The organism is Longimicrobium sp. (genome assembly GCA_036389795.1).
Taxonomy (GTDB): domain Bacteria; phylum Gemmatimonadota; class Gemmatimonadetes; order Longimicrobiales; family Longimicrobiaceae; genus Longimicrobium.
In genome coordinates, this window is record DASVWD010000069.1 from 1 (window position 1) to 18,766 (window position 18,766).

Sequence of the window (18,766 nt, forward strand, 5' to 3'; positions counted from 1 at the left end):
CGCAGGATGCACGCGTTGGCCCCCTCCGTACCTCGCTCTCCGTCGCTGGAGAGAATCGACGTCGGAGGCACTCTTCGCGTGTGAGGCGACCTCACTGACGTCTACGTGCAACAGGATAGGAGAAATCCTGCTGCGGTCAACAGATTTTCAGCGAATCCAACGTTTTAGGCTGAAAAAAGCTAGCACTGGCGCCAAGTTGGTTTCCTGCGTGTAGCTCCGACTGTCGAACGTCTGCGCAGAGGAAGCAGAGGTAGCAGAGGAAAACCACGACAAGTGATGAGTTCTCTGCTTCCTCTGCTTCCTCTGCTGACTCTGCGTGAGGCTTTGCTGTTTCCCGGGCCTACTTCCGGAACACCACCCGCCCGCCGACGACCGTCAGCACCGGCGCGGCCTTGAGGATCTCGACCTCGGGGATGGTCAGGAGGTCGCGGTCCCAGACGACGAGATCGGCGAGCATCCCGGGCTCCAGCGTGCCCTTCACCTTCTCCTGCCACTCGCCGTACGCGGGCGTGGCGGTGTAGAGCCGGATCGCCTCGGCGCGGGTGAGGCGCTGCTCGGGGAGCCAGCCGCCGGGGGGAGTGCCGGGCTCCTCGCGGCTCTGGCGGGTGACGGCGGAGTAGATCCCCTCCACCGGCGGCATCGGCTCCACGGGAAAGTCGGTGCCGAAGATGACGGTGGCGCCGGCGTCCAGGAGCGAGCGCCAGACGTACGCCCCCTCCGCGGCGCGCTCGCGGCCGATGCGCGTCTCGGCCCAGCGCATGTCGCTGGTGGCGTGCGTGGGCTGCATCGACGCCAGCACCCCCAGCCGCCGAAAGCGGGGGATGTCGGCGCGGTCGAGCACCTGCGCGTGCTCGATGCGGTGCCGGCGCTCGCGCGGGCCGTTGGCGCGGGCGGCGCGCTCGAAGGCGTCGAGCACCTGGCGGTTGGCGGCGTCGCCGATGGCGTGGATGATCACCTGCAGCCCGGCGGCGTCGGCGGCGGTCACCAGCGAGTCGAGCTCGGCGTCGGTGTGCTGCGGCAGCCCGCGCGTGGAGGGGTCGTCGGAGAACGGCTCCAGCATGGCGGCGGTGCGCGAGCCGAGCGTGCCGTCGGCGTACGCCTTCAGCATCCCGATTCTCAGCCACTCGTCGCCGAAGCCGGCGGTGATCCCCAGCGCGCGCATCGCCTGGATCACGCGCATCTCCAGCGGGTGCCAGGCGTAGACGCGCACGGTGAGCGAGTCGCGCTGGCGCAGCTCCCGGTAGACGGCCACGTCGGTCCCCGAGGCGCTGGTCTGCACGCTGGTGACGCCGCTCCTGGCCGCCAGCTCCAGCGCGGCGCGGATGGCGCGGCGCACCTGCGCTCGCGTGGGGTCGGGGACGTGCCGGGCCACCAGCTCCTCGGCGGACTCCTTCAGGATCCCCGTCGGCTCGCCCGTGCGCGGGTCCTTCACCACCTCGCCGCCGGACGGGTTCGGCGTGGCGCCCGTCACCCCGGCGATGCGGAGCGCCTCGGAGTTCGCCCACGCGGTGTGGCCGTCCACGCGGGAGAGGAGCACCGGGTTGCGCGGCGCCGCGCGGTCCAGCACCTCCTTGGTCGGCCAGCCGCCGGGGCCGAGCTCGGAGGCGGGGAGGCGCGTCTGGTCCCACCCGCGCCCCAGGATCCACTCGCCGGGCTGAGCCTGCGCCGCGGCCGCCGCCACGCGCCGCTCGATCTCGGCCACCGAGGTGGTGCCCAGCAGGTCCACCGCCAGCAGCGCCGCCCCGCCGGAGGCGAAGTGGATGTGCGCGTCGTTGAACCCCGGCGTCACCAGCTTCCCCGCGAGCCGCACGACCTGGGTGCGCGGCCCCACCAGCCGCCCGATCTGCGCGTCCGTGCCGACGGCCACCACGCGGCCCTCCCGCACCGCCAGCGCCCGCGTCACCGTCCCGGCGCGGTCGGCCACGAACACCTTGCCGCCCAACAGCACCATGTCCGCGAACGGGCCCTGCGCCGGCCCGGCGGCGTTCGAGCGAGGCGTCTGCTGGGCGGTGGCCGCGGAGGCGGCGAGCAGGAGCGCGCCCGCGGCGAGGAGGATTCGTCTCATCGGGATAGATCGGCTGAGGGATCGGTGTCGGCACATCATACGTTCCAGCCGCCCCGCTCACCAGATTGCGCGGCGGGCCGTCCCGATCCGCGGGTTGCAGTCGGTGGGTGCGAACCACCGCCTACTCTACTTCCGCCGGTTGGATGGAACTCTCTTCGCTGACCCTGCGCGTCCTGCCCCTGTCCCACGGCGTCCTCTGCGCCATGCTGGTGGACGGGATTGGCGCCGGCGGCATGCGTACTCCGGCGAGACAGGCGGCCGGTGAGTGGCGCCGCCCGCGGGCGCACCGGGGGTGGCCGGTGCCCTGTGCCATCCCTGTCCCGAAAGCGTGGTGCGCGCACGCCCCATTTTCCTCCCGCACTCCAGCGCGGCAATCCAGAAACGACGGTTCTCGTGTCCACCAATTGCATGAAACCCGTGTCGTTTAGACCGTAAACAGATCTGGCGTGACATTTTAGGCCCGGTGCTTGCCTTCCGCCCCCGTGCCCACCTGGCGCCCGGCCGCACGGCTCCCCGCTCGCGCCCGCGGCTCCCCCCGCCCGCACGGCGCTGCCCCTTCCCTCCAACCGGAGAACCTCACTTCCCCGCGCGTCCCGGAGCTTTCATTCTCTCCCTTTCAGGAGCACCCACAATGAGCAATGAAGAAGAAGACCCGCGCGCGCGCCGCACCGAGGCGCACGCCGCCGCGTCACAGCCGGAGCCGGGCTTCAAAGAGTTCATGGAGGCGTACGCGCCCGCCCTCCGCGCCGGCACCGAGGAGGCGGCCGGAGACGTGGCGCTCGCGGCGGGGCTGGAGGACGAGGTCGAGATGGCGGCGCAGGTGGCCGCGCGCTTCTTCAACGAGGAGACGGCCCTGCGCCTCTTCCCGGCCGAGGCCCGCGAGGTTCTGGGCGACGCGCAGCGGTGGCGCTGGTGTCTGCTGTACGTGCGCTGCTGCTGGATGTTCGGATGGCTCGTGTGCCGCGGCTGCCGCGACTTCCGGGCGCTCGCCTACTACCTGTACCGCTACCTGCTCTGCGTCCGCGAGGCGGTGGGAACGCCGCTGGGCGAGCGTCAGCTCACCGAGGCCGAGCGCCGCGACGCCGAGCAGCTCATCCACGCCTTCGGCGAGATCTACCAGGAGTGGCTGGCCGAAGAGCAGCTCAACGTGCGCCTGCTCACCAGGGCCGGCGACCCGGAATCCCCCAGGGCGGACTGGTGGACGGTGGGCGGGAAGTTCGACTGCTGCCGCGACGACCGCTTCGCCGCGCAGGTGTTCGAGCGCCTGCTGAGCGCCGCCAACGCCCCGCTGATCCTGGGGAGGGAAGGCTTCACCGCCCACCAGCGCGACCCGTTCTTCTGGCTCTGCCGCTGCTGGTGCCTGGCCGCGGTGCGCTTCGGCTGCTGCCTGGCGTGCGCGCGCACGCGGAGCCAGATCCTGGCCTGCTACCGCGAGTACCAGGCGGCGCTGCGCGACTGTTTCCGCCCGCTCCACTGCGAGCTCACGGGACCGCACGGGTGCGTGGCCGACGAGCTGGAGCCGAACGTGGGTGGCTTCGCGGTGCCCGTCGTCGGCACCGCGGCCGGCGCCTTCTTCGCGGGCTACACCATCGAGTGGCGCTTCGTGGAAGGCGATGCCTGCGACCAGGGCGGCGGCTGGCACAGCGACCACGTCGTGTACCCCGGGGGCGGCGGCAGCGGCACCGTCCCGGTGGTGGGCGGCGTGCTCGGCTGGATCGACACCACCACCTTCACGGCGCGCTCGTACGAGGTGCGCGTCTGCCTGCGCTCCGCGCTCGGCGCCGCGCCGCCCTGCTGCTGCACGACCTTCAACCTGTTCCGGCACCTGGTGTGGATCGACCACGTGGGCGGGGCGCCGGTGCGGACGCCGCCCGGGCCGTTCGTCTCCAGCGCGCCGATCGTGAGCGGCAACCCGGGTGGGCACGTGGTCCCCGTCGGCTGCGATTTCACGGTGCACGGCAGCGCCTGGGTGGGCGAGTGCAACGACCGGAAGATCGAGTGCTTCGACCTGCGCTACGGCGTCGGCTGCCTGCCGGGGCCGCTGGACCCGGGGTTCACCCCGGCGGCGTTCACCGGCTCGCTCCTCCCCACGCCGGTGTGCTACACCCCACCCGACGAGGCCGGGAAGCGCGCGCCGTGGAACCAGGTGATCTCGGGGGTGCTGACCACGCAGCTGGTGCAGACGCAGATCCAGCTCCTGCCGCTTCCCGCGCCGCCGATCACGGTGTGGAAGCTCCACGACTTCTGCTTCCACAGCGCCTCGCAGCTGCCGTCGTGCCCCGACCGCCACCACCCGTGCCGCAGCGGCCTCTACACCCTGCTGCTGGACGTGCGGGACACGCAGGGACACCACTACTACGACACGCAGTGCGTCTGGATCGACAACCAGCCGATCCACGCGCAGCTGGCGGGCTTCGCGGGCGTGCCGAACTGCAGCAGGCTGCTGCTGAAGAAGCTGTCGGGCGGGGCCGGCTGCGGCACGCCGTGGCTGGGCCAGCTGATGGGCGTGGCGTTCGACGAGCTGATCGACCCGTTCGATCCCACGTACCCGAGCGACAACTTCCACTACTACTCGATCTGGATCACCCGCGGCTGCCCGGGGGGCCCCACCTGGCAGATCCCCATCACCCCCGACCTGGTGAACTTCCACGCGGACGCGCTCACCGGCGCCGTGGACCAGCACCGGGGGACCTCGCGGGTCGGCGATCCCGGCAAGCGCTGCTGGCAGACGGCGGGGTGCCCGCCGGGGCCGCCGAACTGGCCGGTGGTGCCGATGCACTTCTACGGGCCGCTGACCGCCTTCGACCTGCGGGCGTTCGACGCGGTCTGCGCCGCGAGCCTGGCGCCGCCCTTCGCGCCGCCCCCGGGGTTCGCCCTGAAGCGCGGCGAGTGCTGCCCGTACACCATCCAGCTCTACGTGCGGGACCGGACGCGCAGCGACTGCACCCCGGGGTGCCACGAGAAATGGTCGGCGCCGTGCGCGGTGTACGTCTGCAACGACCTGGGTCCGAAGGGGCTGGGGGTGGAAGCGCCCCTGGACGCGGAGGCGGCGCAGCCGGGGCCGGGCTCGGCGCTCGGTGGAAAGCTGGACACGCTCGAGGGCTGACGTGGAGGCGTGGCTGAGGTTCGTGCTGGCCGTCCTCGCCGTCTGGCGGGTCACGCACCTGCTGGCGGCGGAGGACGGCCCGGGCGAGGTGGTCGCCCGGCTCCGGGCGCGCCTCGGGGCTGGCCTCCTCGGCCGCCTGATGGACTGCTTCTACTGCCTGAGCGTCTGGGTGGCGGCGCCGTTCGCCGGGTTCGTGGCGCAGCGGCCGGTGGACCTGGTGGTCGTCTGGCTTGCGCTCTCCGGCGGCGCCTCGCTGCTGGAGCGAGCCACCGCGCCGCGGGTCGGCATCACGCCGCTCGACTGAAACGAATCACCGGGAGGTTCCGAATGCCGTGCTGTGGACAGAGTCGTGCCGCGTTGGCGGCAGAGGCCGCGCGTCCCGCCGCCTCGCTGTGGGTTCCCCCCGCCGCCGTCCCGACCGCTCCCCCGCCCGTGGAGGCGGCCGGGGAGGCGCCCGCTCCGCCGCCGCCCGCATCGGTCAGGGTCCGGTTCAACCACGACCGCCGGGTGCGGGTGAACGGTCCCGTCAGCGGGCGCGAGTATCTGTTCTCCGGCGCCGATCCCGTGCAGTCGGTCGACGCGCGCGATGCGGACGGACTCGTGGACACCGGCCTGTTCAGGCGGGTTTACTGACCGGGCCGGGCGCCGCCCGGCAGGCGCTCGTCGGCCGCCCGTCCGTCCTCCGCGCGGCCCGATGAAACAGGCGACTTTCCGTCAGGTGGACGGCCGGCGGTACTGCGGGTCGTTGTACATCTTGAACTGGCGGTAGACCTTCGGCACCACGCGGCCGGCGGCGATGTCGGAGAGGAGCGCGGTGAGCTCCTCGGCCAGGTCGTCGCGCTGGAGGCGCAGCACCTCCAGGCGCCGCTCGCACGCGGCGCGGAACTCGGGGGCGGCGTCGCTTCGCTCGGCCTGCTCGCGCATGTGCCAGATCTTCAGCTCCATGATGGAGATCTTGTCGGCGAGCGAGCCCACGGTCTCAGCCACCGGCGCCTCCGCGCTCGGCGCGCACGGCCTCCAGCACGGCCTCGTCGATGCGCTCGATCAGGTCGTTGCGGCGCTGGTTCAGGCGGTCGACGGCGCGCTTGGCGGCCGCCACCTGGTGGTCGTCGTCGGAGCGCGCCCTGTCTTCTTCGTGCCACAGCTCGACGTTGGTGGCCGCCAGCCGCGAGATCAGGGCGCCGATCGTTTCCATCGTCTCCACGAAGGCCGAAGTCCTTTCCGCTATGGGGGATGTGAGGCCCGCCATTCTAGCCGCGCGGCGCACCCGGCGCCATCCCGGCGGGGTTGCCGCGCCCGCACCGCGGCCTATCTTCCGCCCCCGTCCTGCCCGCCGCCCGGGCCCTCCCCCGTACGTCCAGCGCCGAGACGCACTTGCCCGACGCGCCGCCGCGGCTCGGCCGCGTGTGCATCGTGATGATGAGCGCCCTGGGAGACGCCGTGCACGTCCTCCCCGTGGTCAACGCGCTCAGGCGCCACGACCCGGCGGCGCGCCTCACCTGGGTGCTGCAGCCCGGGCCGGCTTCGCTGGTGCGCGGGCACCCGGCGGTGGACGAGATCGTCGTCTTCGAGCGCGCGAAGGGGTGGCGCGGCTTCGCGGAAGTCGGGCGGGCGCTCCGGGCGCGGCGCTTCGACCTGCTGGTCGACCTGCAGGTCTACTTCAAGGCCAGCGTCGTCACCGCGCTGGCCCGCGCGCCGGTGAAGCTGGGGTTCGACCGGGCGCGGGCGCGCGACTGGAACTGGCTGGTCACCAACCGGAAGATCCCGCCGCACGCGCCGCAGCACGTGCAGGAGCAGTACTTCGAGTTCCTCCATGCGCTCGGCGTCGACCCCGAGCCGGTGGAGTGGAACCTGGGCCCGTGGCCGCACGAGCGCGCCCGCCAGCGCGAGCTGTTCGCCACGATCCCGCGCCCGGCGGCGCTGCTGGTGATCGGGAGCAGCCACCCGGAGAAGGAGTGGCTCCCCGAGCGGTGGGCGGCGCTGGCGGACGCGCTCGCGGAGAGATACGGCCTCACCTCCGTGCTGGCCGGCGGGCGCTCGCCGCGCGAGCTGGAGACGGAGCGCGAGATCGTCCGCCTGGCGCGGCATCCGGTCGTCTCGACCCTCGGCGCGCCGCTCAGGGACCTGGTGGCGCTGATCGACGGGTCGGCGCTGGTCGTCTCGCTCGACACGGGGCCGATGCACATGGCGGTGGCGATGGACGTGCCCACCGTGGCGCTGATGGGCTTCAACAACCCGAAGCGCGTGGGGCCCTGGCGCCGCTTCCACGACCTGCTGGTGGACGCGTACGGCGACCCGGGCGAGGACTACCCGGTCTCGATGCAGAAGCGCCCCGGCCGCATGCGCCGCATCACCGTGGACGACGTGCTGGAGCGCGTGGAGCGCTGGCGCGAGCGCTACGCGGACCGCCGCCCGGGTCCGGGGGCGTCGTGAGCGGGGCGCCATCCGATCCGCCGCGGGAGGTGGCGGTGGTGATGCTCACGGCGGTGGGCGACGTGGTGCACACGCTTCCCGTCGTCCGCTCGCTGCGCGCGGCGTGGCCGGGGGCGCGGATCACCTGGGCGGTGCAGCCGGGGCCGCTGGGGCTCCTGGAGCCGATCGGCGCGGCGGACGAGCTCCTGGTGTTCGACCGCAAGGCGGGGGCGCGCGGCTTCCGCGAGCTGCGGCGGCGCGCGGCCGGGCGGCGCTTCGACCTGGTGCTGACGCTGCAGAGTTACCTGAAGGCGGGGATCGTGGCCACGCTCCTGTCGTCACCGCGGCGGGTGGGCTTCGACCGGCGGCGGGCGCGCGACCTGACCTGGCTGCTGACGAACGAGCGCATCCCGCCGCGGCCGCGGGCGCACATCCAGGACGAGCTGCTGGAGTTCCTCGACTACCTGGGCGTCGGGCGGCGGCTGGAGTGGGGAGTGGGGCCGACGGAGGAGGAGCGCGCGCGCTACGCCGGGCTGCTGCCGGAGTTGGACCGGCCGACCGTCGCGTTCGTGGTGGGGACGAGCAAGCCGGAGAAGGAGTGGCCGGCCGAGCGGTACGCGCGCCTGGCGGACGCGCTGGCGGGGGACCTGGGCGCGCGCACGGTGCTGGTGGGGGCGAAGTCGGCACGCGAGGAGGCGGTGGCGGAGACGATCCGGCGCGCGGCGCATCCCCCGCTGGACCTGCGCGAGTGGGACCTGCGGCGCGTGGCGTACCTGCTCGACCGCGCGGACGTGCTGGTGAGCCCCGACACGGGTCCGCTGCACGTGGGCGTTGCGCTGGGCACGCCGTCGGTGGCGCTGATGGGCTACACCAACCCGAAGCGCTTCGGCCCCTACCGCCGCTTCCACGACCTGCTGATCGACGCGTTCGGCGACCCCGGCGAGGACTACCCGCTCACCGCGAAGAACCGGCCCGGGCGGATGGAGCGCATCACCGTCGAGCAGGTGGTGGAGAAGGTGGAGACGGCGCTGCGGCGGTATCCGCGGTCCGCCGCATCCCCGCGATCTCCCGATTCCCAATCCCCCGACCCTCCGCAATCCCCCGGTTGAAAGCCGGGGGCTACAACGGCACAAAGTCCGCCTTCGCGGACTGCGGGGCAGGGTGTGGGGTGCTTTGGGGCTGGCTTTGGCGCGGGCGGGGGCGGTCGAGGCAGGCCTCGCCCCTACGGTGTTTTTCGTGCTTTCGTCAGGTCCACGCCGGGGGGCCAGTCGGGGCCGTAGCCGTCGCGGAAGGCAGACCAGGCGTCGGGGGGGATGGGCGCGCGGAGCTTGCGGGCGGAGCGGGACAGGCGGCGCAGGTCGCGCTCGCGGCAGGCGGGGGAGACGGGGCCGGCGGAGACCTGGGCCCGGTCGAAGTCGAGGAGGTAGACCACCCGCGCGCCGCCCTCCTCCGCCACCAGCAGGTTGCGCAGGTTGAGGTCCGGGTGCGCCACCCCCGCCGCGTGCATCAGCCCCACCTGCCGCCCCGCCTCGCGCAGCACCTCCCGCCGCTCGTCTTCCGCAGCGTCCGCCAGGAAGGCCGCCGCGTTGCGCGCGTTGGGGATCAGCACGGTGGCGAGGAGCGCGCGGTAGCCGGCCAGGCGCGCCGGGCGCTCCACGGCGGCGATCACCAGCGGCGCGCGCACGCCGCCGGCGCGGGCCCGCTCGGTGGCGCGCAGCTCGTCGAAGGCGCGGTTGCCGCCGAAGTACAGCTCGCGGTTGAAGTGCCGCACCAGCCCGCCCCGCCGGTAGCGCCGGAGCACCGCCCGCTCCCCGTTCGGCAGCTCGACCACGGCGTGCGCCTCCCGCCCCCCGGCGACGATTCCCGCCCGCACCGCGCCCTCGGAGTTGGCGACGACCGCGGCGGCGTCTTCCCAGCCGCCGCGCACCAGCAGGCGCGTGCGCCCGTCCTCCATCGGGACGAAGCCGGTGATCGGCGGCTCGGCGGGGCGCGGGGTGCGTGGCATGGGCGACCAACCTGCGGGGTCGAACGGCAGTGCGAAAGTGCGAAAGTGCGAGAGTGCGAAAGTTGAAAGGAACGACACCCGGCCGCCCGCTGTACCCTGTCCCCTGTTCCCTGTCCCCTGCGGTTCAGACGTCGCGTTGACCGCTTCCGTTGCAGCGGCTAGGTTTTCCACATATGCCGGCTCCCGCGAAGCGCCTCCTCTGGGTCGACGACGAGATCGACCTCCTCCGCCCCCACCTGCTCTTCATGCAGGGGCGCGGCTACCACGTCGACGCCGTCTCCAACGGCGACGACGCGCTGGAGCTGCTGCGCATGTCGCCCTACGACCTGGTGCTGCTGGACGAGCAGATGCCCGGCCGCTCGGGGATGGAGGTGTTCGACGAGCTGCGCCGGCTGGACGCGCGCGTCCCCGTCGTCATGGTGACCAAGAGCGAGGAAGACCGCACCATGACCGAGGCGATCGGCCGCCGCGTGGCCGACTACCTGGTCAAGCCCACCTCGCCCCGCCAGGTGCTCTCGGTCGTCACCCGGCTGCTCGAAGGCCGCCAGATCCAGCAGCAGGTGATCGCGCGCGACTTCGCCTCGCGCTTCCGCGAGCTGAACGCCGAGCACGGCGCCGCGCGCGGGTGGCGGGAGTGGTGCGCGGCGTACTCGGAGCTGGTGGACTGGGAGCTCAAGCTGCGCGCCGCCGGCGAGACGGGGCTCCTGGCCTCGCTGGAGACGCTCCTCGACGACTTCCGCCGCGAGTTCTGCCAGTTCGTCTGCGACGAGTACGCCGGGTGGGTGAACGGCGCCGAAGACCGCCCGCCGCTCTCGGTGGACGTGGTGCCGCAGTACCTGGAGCCGGTGATGGGCACCGGGCGCACCACGTTCTTCGTGATCATCGACTGCCTGCGGCTGGACCAGTGGCGCACCATCGTGCCGCTGCTGGAGCCGTTCGCGCAGGTGGAGGAGGCCACCTACTACTCGATCCTCCCCACGGCCACGCCGTTCTCGCGCAACGCCATCTTCAGCGGGATGTACCCCGACCAGATCGCCGAGCGCGTCCCCGGCTGGTGGGGGTGGGACGGCGAGGGGAGCCTGAACTCGTTCGAGGGCGAGCTGTTCCGCGAGCAGGTGCGGCGCCTGGAGGGGAACCTCCCCGTGCACTACGAGAAGGTGTTCGAGGCGGGCGACGGCGAGTCGCTGCTCCGCCGCCTCCCCGGGCACCTCTCGCAGCCGGGGGTGACGGCGGTGGTCTTCAACTTCGTGGACCAGCTCACCCACGGCCGGTCGGAATCCGCCGTGCTGATGGAAGTGGCGCGCGACAAGGAGGCGCTCAGGGCGCTCACCCGGCAGTGGTTCGAGCGCTCCGAGGCGCTGGTGGCCATCCGCACGGCGCTGCAGAAGGGCATCCCCGTGCTGGTGACCACCGACCACGGCTCGATCCACTGCCACCGCCCGGCCACCGTGTTCGCCAAGCGCGACACCACGCAGAACCTGCGCTACAAGTTCGGCGACGACCTGCGCGCCGAGGACCGGAGCACCGCCTTCTCCACCAACGACCCGCGCCGGCTGCGCTTCCCGCCGGGGCGCCAGGCGACCAATTACCTGATCGCGCTGGAAGACGTCTTCTTCGTGTATCCCACCAAGCTGCGCCAGTACCAGGCGCGCTACCGCGGCAGCTTCCTGCACGGCGGGATCAGCCCCGAGGAGATGATCCTCCCGGTGGCGCTGCTCACCCCGCGATGAAGCTGTACCTGCGCATCCTGCGCTACCTGCGCCCCCACGCGGGGCTCTTCGCGCTGTGCGTGGGGGCCATGACGGTGCACGCGGCGCTCGACGCCTTCAGCCTCACGCTCCTCATCCCCTTCCTGAACGTGCTCTTCAACGAGGGCGCGGCGGGGCGGACGGCGGAGCTCTTCGGCGGGGGGAGCGGCGTGGTGCCGCGGCTGCTGAACTGGGCGGTGGGCGGCGTGGTGGCGCGCGGCTCGCCGATGGCGGCGCTGCGCGACGTGGTGCTGGTGATCTTCTGCGTGTTCCTGGTGAAGAACCTGGCCCTCTGGCTGCAGGGCTACACCTCCACGCTGGTGGAGGGGCGGGTCACCCGCGACGTGCGCAACCGGATCTACGCGCACCTGCTGCGGCTGGGGTTCCCCTTCTTCCAGCGCACCCGCGCGGGGCAGATCATCTCGCGCGTCACCAACGACGTCGACCAGTTCCGCGGCCTGGTGACCGGCAACCTCACCAAGCTCCTCTCCTCGGCGATCCAGACGCTCTTCCTGCTGGCGACGCTCATCGCCATCTCGTGGAAGCTCACGCTGGTGGCGGTGGTCTTCCTCCCGCCGATGCTGGGGCTGTGGGCGCGCTTCCGCAAGCGCCTGCGCCGGGGCGTGCTGCGCGTGCTGGACGCGGTGGGCGAGGTGGCGGCGCACGTGCAGGAGACCGTGGCCGGGATCCGCCTGGTGAAGGCCTCGGGCGCGGAGGAGTGGGAGGAGTCCCGCTTCCGGCGCCTCACGCAGCGCCACTACAAGGCGCTCTCGCGCAACGACCGCTGGCGCAAGTTCTTCCCGCCCGCGACGGAGATGATCACCGCCACGGCGATCCTGGCGCTGATCTGGTACGGGAGCTGGCTGGTGCTGATCGAGCGCTCGCTCCTGCCCAGCCTGTTCCTCACCGCGCTCCTGGTGGCGGGGCGGATGATGTCGCCGGTGAAGTTCCTGGCCCAGTACCCCGCCCTGGTGCAGCCCGGCCTCGCCGCGGCGGAGCGCGCCTTCGAGCTGCTGGACGCGCCCGTGGAGATCGTCGACCCCGCCGACGCGGCGCCCTTTCCCGGCTTCCGCGACGCGGTGCGCTTCGAGGGCGTGGGCTTCGCCTACCAGCCGGGGGCGCCGGTGCTGGAGGGGATCGACCTCGCCATCCACCCGGGCGAGGTGGTGGCGCTGGTGGGCCCCAGCGGGGCGGGGAAGAGCACGCTGGCCGACCTGCTGCCGCGCTTCCACGACCCCACCGAAGGGCGGATCACGCTGGACGGGGTGGACCTGCGCCGCCTCAAGCTGGCGGAGCTCCGGGGGATCCTGGGGATCGTGACGCAGGAGACCATCCTCTTCCACGACACGGTGCGCGCCAACGTCGCCTACGGGATGCCCGACGCATCGCCGGAGGCGGTGGAGGCGGCGGCGCGGGCGGCCAACGCGCACGACTTCATCGCCGCGCTCCCGCAGGGCTACGACACGGTGCTGGGGGAGAAGGGGACGCGCCTCTCGGGCGGGCAGCGCCAGCGGATCGCCATCGCGCGGGCGCTGCTGCGCAACCCGCCGCTGCTGATCCTGGACGAGGCCACCAGCGCACTCGACACCGAGAGCGAGCGGCTGGTGCAGCAGGCGATCGAGGAGGTGATGGAGCACCGCGCGGTGCTGGTGATCGCGCACCGCCTCTCCACCGTGCGGCGGGCGGACCAGATCGTGGTGCTGGACGCCGGCCGCATCGTGCAGCGCGGCACGCACGACGAGCTGCTGGGCGAGGAAGGCCTCTACCGCCGCCTCTACCGCCTCCAGTTCGCCGCCGACGAGGGCGCGCGCGCGGAAGACCGCGAGGCGCTGGAGGTCGCCGCGGGCGACGAGGCGGCGGACTGAACGCGCGACGGATTCGGTGCGGCGGCGGGGTGCCCCTCTCCCCCCGGCCCCCTCTCCCACGAGGGGAGAGGGGGAGAACTGCTTGCGGGGGGCTGCGTTTCGCGCGATTGCCTCGGATGTCATTCCGAGCGGCGCCGCGGCACCGGGGCCATCGACACACTGAAGCCCGGCGGCGCCCGAGGAATCTACTCACCCCGCCGGGTGGACGGCTCCGCGCACGGGTCCGGCCTCGTGGCAGCCGCGGGTAGATTCCTCGGGAGCCCGGATGGCGACGGTGCAGACGCGGGTTCGGCGCACCGGGCTCCGCTCGGAATGACATACCGACGGATGAACATACAACCGCATTCGGGCAGATAGATGAACGTTCCGCTGCTGGACCTGAAGGAGCAGTACCGCGCGGTCGCGGACGAGGTGATGGCGGCCGTGCAGGGGGTGATCGACGACCAGCGCTTCATCCTGGGGCCGGTGGTCGAGCGCTTCGAGGAGGAGGTGGCGGCCAGGCTCCGGGTGAAGCACGCCGTCGGCTGCGCGAGCGGGACCGACGCGCTGCTGCTGGCGCTGCGCGCGTTCGACTGCGGCCCGGACACGGAGGTGATCGCGCCGCCCTTCACCTTCTTCGCCACGGCGGGCACCATCCACAACGTGGGCGCCCGCACCGTCTTCGCCGACATCGACCCCGACACCTTCAACCTGAGCCCCGCAGCCGCCGAGGCCGCCGTCACCGAACGGACGCGCGTCGTGGTCCCCGTGCACCTCTTCGGGCAGATGGCCGACATGGCCGCCTTCCGCGCGCTCGGCGACCGGCGCGGGATCGCGGTGCTGGAGGACGCGGCGCAGGCGATCGGCGCGCGGCAGCGGCTGGGGAACGGGCGGTGGATCACCACGGGGACGCTGGGCGACGCCACCGCCTTCTCCTTCTTCCCCACCAAGAACCTGGGCGCGTTCGGCGACGCGGGGATGACCGTGACGAACGACGACGTCCTGGCCGAGCGGCTGCGCAAGCTGCGGGTGCACGGCGGCCGGCAGATGTACCACCACGAGATGGTGGGCTACAACTCGCGCCTCGACGCGCTCCAGGCCGCCGTCCTCTCCGCCAAGCTCCCCCACCTGGACGGCTGGAGCGCCAGGCGGCGCGAGCACGCCGCGTTCTACGACCAGGCCTTCGCGGGCGTGGACGGGCTGGTGACGCCGGTGGTGCGCGAGGGCAACGAGTCCATCGTCAACCAGTACACGGTGCGCGTCCCCGGCGGCCGCCGCGACGCGCTGCGCGACTTCCTCACGGGGCGCGGCGTCGGCAGCTCGGTCTACTACCCGGTGCCGCTCCACCTGCAGGAGTGCTTCGCCTACCTGGGCTACCGCGAGGGCCAGTTCCCCGAGTCGGAGCGCGCCTGCAGGGAGGTGCTCTCGCTCCCCGTCTATCCCGAACTGGCCGACGCGCAGCGGGAGTACGTGGCGGACACGGTGCGCGCGTTCTTCGGCGCGTGAGCCGCCGTGAACCCGTAGGGGCGAGGCCTGCCTCGCCCGGCGGATGGCGGCCCCGGTGCGGTAGCCAGGTCTCGCGCTCGAGCCGGCTGTGTACGTACTCGCAGGCTCGCCCCTACGGAACACCCGCGCGGGCGATGCCGTCCGCGCGAACCGGCGGCGAGAGAAGGTGCGCGTGTACATAGCGGCGCACCTGGGGACGCGCATCTGGGGCGGGGCGGAGCGCGCGACGACGCTCCTCCTGGCCGGGTTGCGGAAGCGCGGGCACCGGGTGCAGCTCTTCTGCAACGAGCCGCTGGTCGCCGAGAAGGCCGCGGCGATGGGGGTGCCCGCGCGCGTCCTGGCGATCGGCGGGGACGCGGCGCTGCCGCACGCGCTGCGCTTCGCGCTCGTGCTGCGAAAGGACCGGCCGGACGCGCTGGTCGTCGCGGGGTGGAAGAAGGTGCCGCTGGCGTCGCTGGGCGCCCGGCTGGCCGGGGTGCCGCGCGTGGTCGCCCGGGTGGGGCTGGAGGGGCACGCGCCGCGCGGGCCCAAGTACCGCCTGGCGCTGCGCTGGTGGGTGGACGCGGTGGTGGTGAACGCCTCGCGGCTGCGCCCGGCCTTCACCGCGCTCCCCGGGTGGACCCCGGCGCGCGTCCCCGTCATCCACAACGCCGTGCACCCCCACCCCGCCCGCCATTCGCCCGCCGAGGTGCGGGAGCGGCTCGGCATCCCGCCGGGCGCCCCGGTGGTCGGCGCCGTGGCGCGGCTGGCGCGGCAGAAGCGCTTCGACCGGCTGCTGGAGGCGGTGGCGGCGCTCCCCGCGGACGTGCACTGCGTGCTGGCGGGCGAGGGGAGGCGGCGCGAGGAGCTCGAGGCGCTGGCGGATCGGCTGGGGCTCGGGACCCGAGTGCACTTCCCCGGCTGGCGCGCCGACCCGGCCGACGTGCTGGGCGCCTTCGACGTCTTCGCCGTCACCTCCGACAAGGAGGGGATGAGCAACGCCATGCTGGAGGCGCTGGCGGCCGGCGTCCCCGTGGTCAGCACCCCCGTGAGCGGCGCCGACGACGCGCTGGCGCCGCTCGCGGACGGCGCGGCGCCGGGGATCGTGACGCGCGGGTTCGAGGTGGAGGAGATCGCGGACGCGCTGCGATCCGTGCTGGAGGATCCCGGGCGCCGCGCGGCGATGGCGGACGCGGCGCGGCGGGCGGCGGCGGAGCGCTTCGACTTCGAACGCATGCTGGACCGGTGGGAGGCGGTGCTCGGCGGCGGACGACCGGCGGACCCCCCGAAGTGACGATGGCGACGAACCTCGAAAAGATGGAGGCGGCCGGGCGGCTTTCGCCCGAGGCGCGCCGCTGGCTGCTGGCCGCCGGCGCGGCCGCGCTGTGCCTGCTGGCGGGCGCGGTGCTGGCGCTGCTGTTCCCGGGGCTGACCGCCCGGCCGGGGCGCTCGGTGCTGCGCGACACGGTGCTGGTCCTGGTGGCGCTCTGCGCCCTGGTGCCGGCCCTGGCCGCGCTGGCCCCGCACCGCGCGGCGCGCTGGCTCGAGCCCGCGACGGCCGAAGGGCTCGGCGCCATGCGCGGCTGGATCGCCGCCATCCTGCTGGCCAACGTGCTCTGGGAAGACCTGCCGAGTTCCGCCTACCTCCCCCGCGGGATGCTCGACCTGGACCGGCACTGGCTGGTGGGGCTGCTCCACGGCCTCCCGATCGGCTTCGACGCCTTCCTGGCGAGCCCGGCGGCGCTGCGGGTCTACGAGTCGGCGACCGCGCTGCTGCTGGCGCTGGCGCTGGTGGGGCTCTTCACCCGCTGGACCGTGCCGGCGGCGGCGCTCGCCTACCTGCTGTTCGCGAGCATCTTCCGGGCGTACTCGTGGTCGTACCACATGGGGCTGGTGCCGCTGTACGCGCTCCTGCTCCTCGCCCTCACCCCCTGCGGCGACGCGTTCTCGCTGGACCGCCGGCTGCGCGCGCGGCGCGGCCTGCCGGTCCCCCCCGCGCGGGAGCCGACCCTGCGCTACGGGGCGGCGCGCCTGCTGGTGTGGACGGGGATCGCGCTGCCCTACGGGATGGCGGGCTTGAGCAAGCTCCGCAATACCGGGCTCTCGTGGTGGCACGGCGAGCACATGAAGCAGATGCTGGTCTCCACCGTGGTGGAGCCGATGCACTTCGACTTCCAGGTGACGATCGGGCTGCTGCAGGCGCCGGGCTGGGTGTTCGGCGTGCTCGGGCTCGCGGCGCTGCTGGGGGAGGTGACCTTCCCGCTGGTGCTGGTCAGCAGGCTGGCCCGCAAGGTCCTGCCGCTGCTCACGGCGGGGATGCACGTGGGCATCCTGCTGATGCAGAACATCCTGTTCCCCGACCTGATCGCCATCCAGGCGGTGTTCTACGACTGGCGGCCGCTGCGGCGGCGGCTGGCCGGCTGGCTCCCGGGCGCGCGCGGGGCGGAGGCGGCCGCGCCGGGCCCCGTCCCCGCGACGGCCCCGGCCCGGCACAGCGTGCGGTCCTTCGTCCCGCAGACGCGCGCGATGCAGGCGTTCCTGGCGGTGGCCTTCCTGGCCTGGGCCACCCGGACCGAGAAGTTCCCCCTGTCGGCGATGCAGATGTTCAGCCGCCCCTCGCCGCCGGAGCCGGTGCAGTTCGTCCGGCCCCTCGTCCGCTACGAGGACGGCAGGGTGGAGCCGGCGCGCTTCGAGCGGTGGATCGGCGCGATGGCGGACACCCGCTACCGCTGGCTCCTGCGCGACTGGGGCAGGCACCCGGAGCGGATCGCGCTGCTCAGGGAGTTCCTCGACGCCTGCGCGCGCCGCGCCAACGCGTCGCCGGGGCCCCGCGTGCAGGGCTTCGTGCTGGAGGTGCGCCGCTGGGACTTCCGCCGCCGGCCCGGCGACCCCGGCCGGGGGGAGCTGGTGGCGGTCCTGCGCCACGACGTGGCGCCCCCGGCGCCATGACGGGGGCTCCCCTCAGGGTGGCCTTTCACGTGGAGGGCGCCACGATCCGCGGCAACGAGCGCCAGCTCCTGGAGGTCGCGCGGGAGCTGGGGGAGCGCGGCCACCGGCTGGTGGTGTCGTGCCGGGCGGGAGGGCCGGTCCAGGCCGCCTTCGAGGGGGCCGGCATCCGCACGACGGGGGTCCGCCCCCGGGGGGACCTCGACCTCGCGAGCGCCGCGCGCTTCGCCCGGTGGCTGCGGCGGGAGCGGCCGGACGCGGTGCTGCTCACCTCGTGGAAGCGCGCGCTGGCGGCCGGCTGGGCCGCGCGCCGCGCCGGGGTGCCGCGGGTGGCGCTGAGGGTCGGCGGGGTGCACGCGATCCCCCCGGGCGCCCGGGGGTGGAAGTACCGGCGCGCGCTCGTCCGGTACGTGGACGCGGTGATCGCCAACTCGAGCCTGGTCCGGGAGCACCTGCTGGCGCACGTGCCCGGGCTGGCCCCGGGCGCCGTCTACCTCGTGCCCAACGGCGTGCGCCCGCGCCCGGCGCCGCCCGCGCCGCTGCGCGAGGAGCTGGGGATCCCCGCCGGCGCCGTGCTCGCGGCGGCCGTGGGGGGGCTGGAGCCGCGCAAGGGCTTCGACGTCCTCCTGCGCGCGCTCGCCTGCGCCGGAAGGCCGGACCTGCACCTGGTGGTGGCGGGCGAGGGCCCGCGGCTCGAGGCGCTCCGCGGCCGGGCCGGGGAGCTCGGGGTGGCCGGCCGGGTGCACTGGCTGGGCCAGCGGGCGGACGTGCCGGCCGTGCTGTCGGCGGCGGACCTCTTCGTGCTGAGCAGCCGGAGCGAGGGGATGTCGGTGGCGATGCTGGAGGCGATGGCGGCGCGGAGGCCGGTGGTCTCCACCGACGTCGGGGGGGCGCGGGACGCGCTCGCCCCCCGCTCCGCGCGCCCGGCCGCGGGGTGGATCGTGCCGCCGGGCGACCCGGCCGCCCTCGCCGGGGCGATGGGGGAGGTGGCGGACGGCCTCGGCCGCGACCCCGCCGCCGTGCGGGCGCGGGTGGAGGAGGCCGCCTGGCGCCTGCGGCACTGGTTCACCGTCGAGGCCATGGTGGACGGGGTGGAGGCGGCGCTGCGCGGCTCGCGGGAGGCGGCGCCGCCCGGGACGGATCCCGCGCCTTGAC

Annotated in this window: 15 protein-coding genes; 11 read left to right on the forward strand and 4 right to left on the reverse strand. The window is 73.7% G+C overall.

Translation table 11 applies throughout. The annotated features are described in order from the left end of the window. Window positions 1-340: 340 nt before the first annotated feature. Complete coding sequence (locus VF746_08315; protein ID HEX8692406.1) at window positions 341-2,065, reverse strand: amidohydrolase; 1,725 nt, start codon at window positions 2,063-2,065, stop codon at window positions 341-343. A 631-nt stretch (window positions 2,066-2,696) separates the two neighbouring features. On the opposite strand from VF746_08315, the gene VF746_08320 reads away from it, so the two are divergent. The 3 genes from VF746_08320 (at window position 2,697) to VF746_08330 (ending at window position 5,804) form a co-directional block, all read left to right on the forward strand. Then, complete coding sequence (locus tag VF746_08320) at window positions 2,697-5,171, forward strand: hypothetical protein (protein ID HEX8692407.1); 2,475 nt, start codon at window positions 2,697-2,699, stop codon at window positions 5,169-5,171. Window position 5,172: 1 nt separating this feature from the next. Further along, the gene (locus tag VF746_08325) at window positions 5,173-5,475 is read left to right on the forward strand and encodes a DUF1360 domain-containing protein (protein HEX8692408.1); all 303 of its coding nucleotides are present in this window, start codon (window positions 5,173-5,175) and stop codon (window positions 5,473-5,475) included. A gap of 128 nt (window positions 5,476-5,603) precedes the next feature. Continuing rightward, a complete protein-coding gene (locus tag VF746_08330) occupies window positions 5,604-5,804 on the forward strand; it encodes a hypothetical protein (GenBank protein HEX8692409.1) in 201 nt (66 codons plus the stop codon). 81 nt (window positions 5,805-5,885) lie between these two features. On the opposite strand, the gene VF746_08335 is transcribed toward VF746_08330, so the two are convergent. Both VF746_08335 and VF746_08340 read right to left on the reverse strand, forming a co-directional pair. After that, on the reverse strand, window positions 5,886-6,158 hold the full coding sequence (locus VF746_08335) for a DUF4254 domain-containing protein (GenBank protein HEX8692410.1): 273 nt from the start codon (window positions 6,156-6,158) through the stop codon (window positions 5,886-5,888). Beyond that, window positions 6,151-6,366, reverse strand: a complete 216-nt coding sequence (locus VF746_08340) for a DUF4254 domain-containing protein (protein ID HEX8692411.1) — start codon at window positions 6,364-6,366, stop codon at window positions 6,151-6,153. Before VF746_08340 ends, VF746_08335 begins: the two co-directional genes overlap by 8 nt. Window positions 6,367-6,545: 179 nt before the next feature. On the opposite strand from VF746_08340, the gene VF746_08345 reads away from it, so the two are divergent. Then, window positions 6,546-7,604 carry a glycosyltransferase family 9 protein gene (locus VF746_08345; protein ID HEX8692412.1) on the forward strand — a complete coding sequence of 353 codons (1,059 nt, stop codon included), beginning with the start codon at window positions 6,546-6,548 and terminating at the stop codon, window positions 7,602-7,604. After that, a complete protein-coding gene (locus VF746_08350) occupies window positions 7,601-8,692 on the forward strand; it encodes a glycosyltransferase family 9 protein (GenBank protein ID HEX8692413.1) in 1,092 nt (363 codons plus the stop codon). The genes VF746_08345 and VF746_08350 overlap by 4 nt, the downstream gene beginning before the upstream one ends. 113 nt (window positions 8,693-8,805) lie before the next feature. Here the strand turns inward: VF746_08350 and VF746_08355 are convergent, their stop codons facing one another. Further along, window positions 8,806-9,588: a lipopolysaccharide kinase InaA family protein gene (locus VF746_08355; GenBank protein ID HEX8692414.1), complete on the reverse strand. Its 783-nt coding sequence runs from the start codon at window positions 9,586-9,588 to the stop codon at window positions 8,806-8,808. Window positions 9,589-9,761: 173 nt separating this feature from the next. Here VF746_08355 and VF746_08360 point away from each other — a divergent pair, with 173 nt between their 5' ends. From VF746_08360 to VF746_08385, 6 genes are all read left to right on the forward strand, one after another. Next, entirely contained in the window at window positions 9,762-11,318 is a 1,557-nt protein-coding gene (locus VF746_08360; protein HEX8692415.1) for a response regulator, read from the forward strand. Further along, window positions 11,315-13,201, forward strand: coding sequence for an ABC transporter ATP-binding protein (locus VF746_08365; GenBank protein HEX8692416.1), 1,887 nt, complete (start codon window positions 11,315-11,317; stop codon window positions 13,199-13,201). The genes VF746_08360 and VF746_08365 overlap by 4 nt, the downstream gene beginning before the upstream one ends. Before the next feature lie 357 nt (window positions 13,202-13,558). Then, window positions 13,559-14,686: a DegT/DnrJ/EryC1/StrS family aminotransferase gene (locus tag VF746_08370; protein ID HEX8692417.1), complete on the forward strand. Its 1,128-nt coding sequence runs from the start codon at window positions 13,559-13,561 to the stop codon at window positions 14,684-14,686. Window positions 14,687-14,852: 166 nt separating this feature from the next. Then, window positions 14,853-15,959 carry a glycosyltransferase gene (locus VF746_08375; protein HEX8692418.1) on the forward strand — a complete coding sequence of 369 codons (1,107 nt, stop codon included), beginning with the start codon at window positions 14,853-14,855 and terminating at the stop codon, window positions 15,957-15,959. A 2-nt stretch (window positions 15,960-15,961) separates the two neighbouring features. Next, a complete protein-coding gene (locus VF746_08380) occupies window positions 15,962-17,614 on the forward strand; it encodes a hypothetical protein (GenBank protein ID HEX8692419.1) in 1,653 nt (550 codons plus the stop codon). Next, entirely contained in the window at window positions 17,611-18,765 is a 1,155-nt protein-coding gene (locus tag VF746_08385) for a glycosyltransferase (GenBank protein HEX8692420.1), read from the forward strand. Before VF746_08380 ends, VF746_08385 begins: the two co-directional genes overlap by 4 nt. The last annotated feature ends 1 nt before the right edge of the window (window position 18,766 follow it).

Excerpts from the sequence above, each read along its gene's own strand:
- VF746_08315 (HEX8692406.1), bottom strand. The coding sequence starts at position 2,065 with ATGAGACGAATCCTCCTCGCCGCGGGCGCGCTCCTGCTCGCCGCCTCC.
- VF746_08320 (HEX8692407.1), top strand. The coding sequence starts at position 2,697 with ATGAGCAATGAAGAAGAAGACCCGCGCGCGCGCCGCACCGAGGCGCAC.
- VF746_08340 (HEX8692411.1), bottom strand. The coding sequence starts at position 6,366 with ATGGAAACGATCGGCGCCCTGATCTCGCGGCTGGCGGCCACCAACGTC.
- VF746_08355 (HEX8692414.1), bottom strand. The coding sequence starts at position 9,588 with ATGCCACGCACCCCGCGCCCCGCCGAGCCGCCGATCACCGGCTTCGTC.
- VF746_08360 (HEX8692415.1), top strand. The coding sequence starts at position 9,762 with ATGCCGGCTCCCGCGAAGCGCCTCCTCTGGGTCGACGACGAGATCGAC.
- VF746_08365 (HEX8692416.1), top strand. The coding sequence starts at position 11,315 with ATGAAGCTGTACCTGCGCATCCTGCGCTACCTGCGCCCCCACGCGGGG.
- VF746_08370 (HEX8692417.1), top strand. The coding sequence starts at position 13,559 with ATGAACGTTCCGCTGCTGGACCTGAAGGAGCAGTACCGCGCGGTCGCG.
- VF746_08380 (HEX8692419.1), top strand. The coding sequence starts at position 15,962 with ATGGCGACGAACCTCGAAAAGATGGAGGCGGCCGGGCGGCTTTCGCCC.
- VF746_08385 (HEX8692420.1), top strand. The coding sequence starts at position 17,611 with ATGACGGGGGCTCCCCTCAGGGTGGCCTTTCACGTGGAGGGCGCCACG.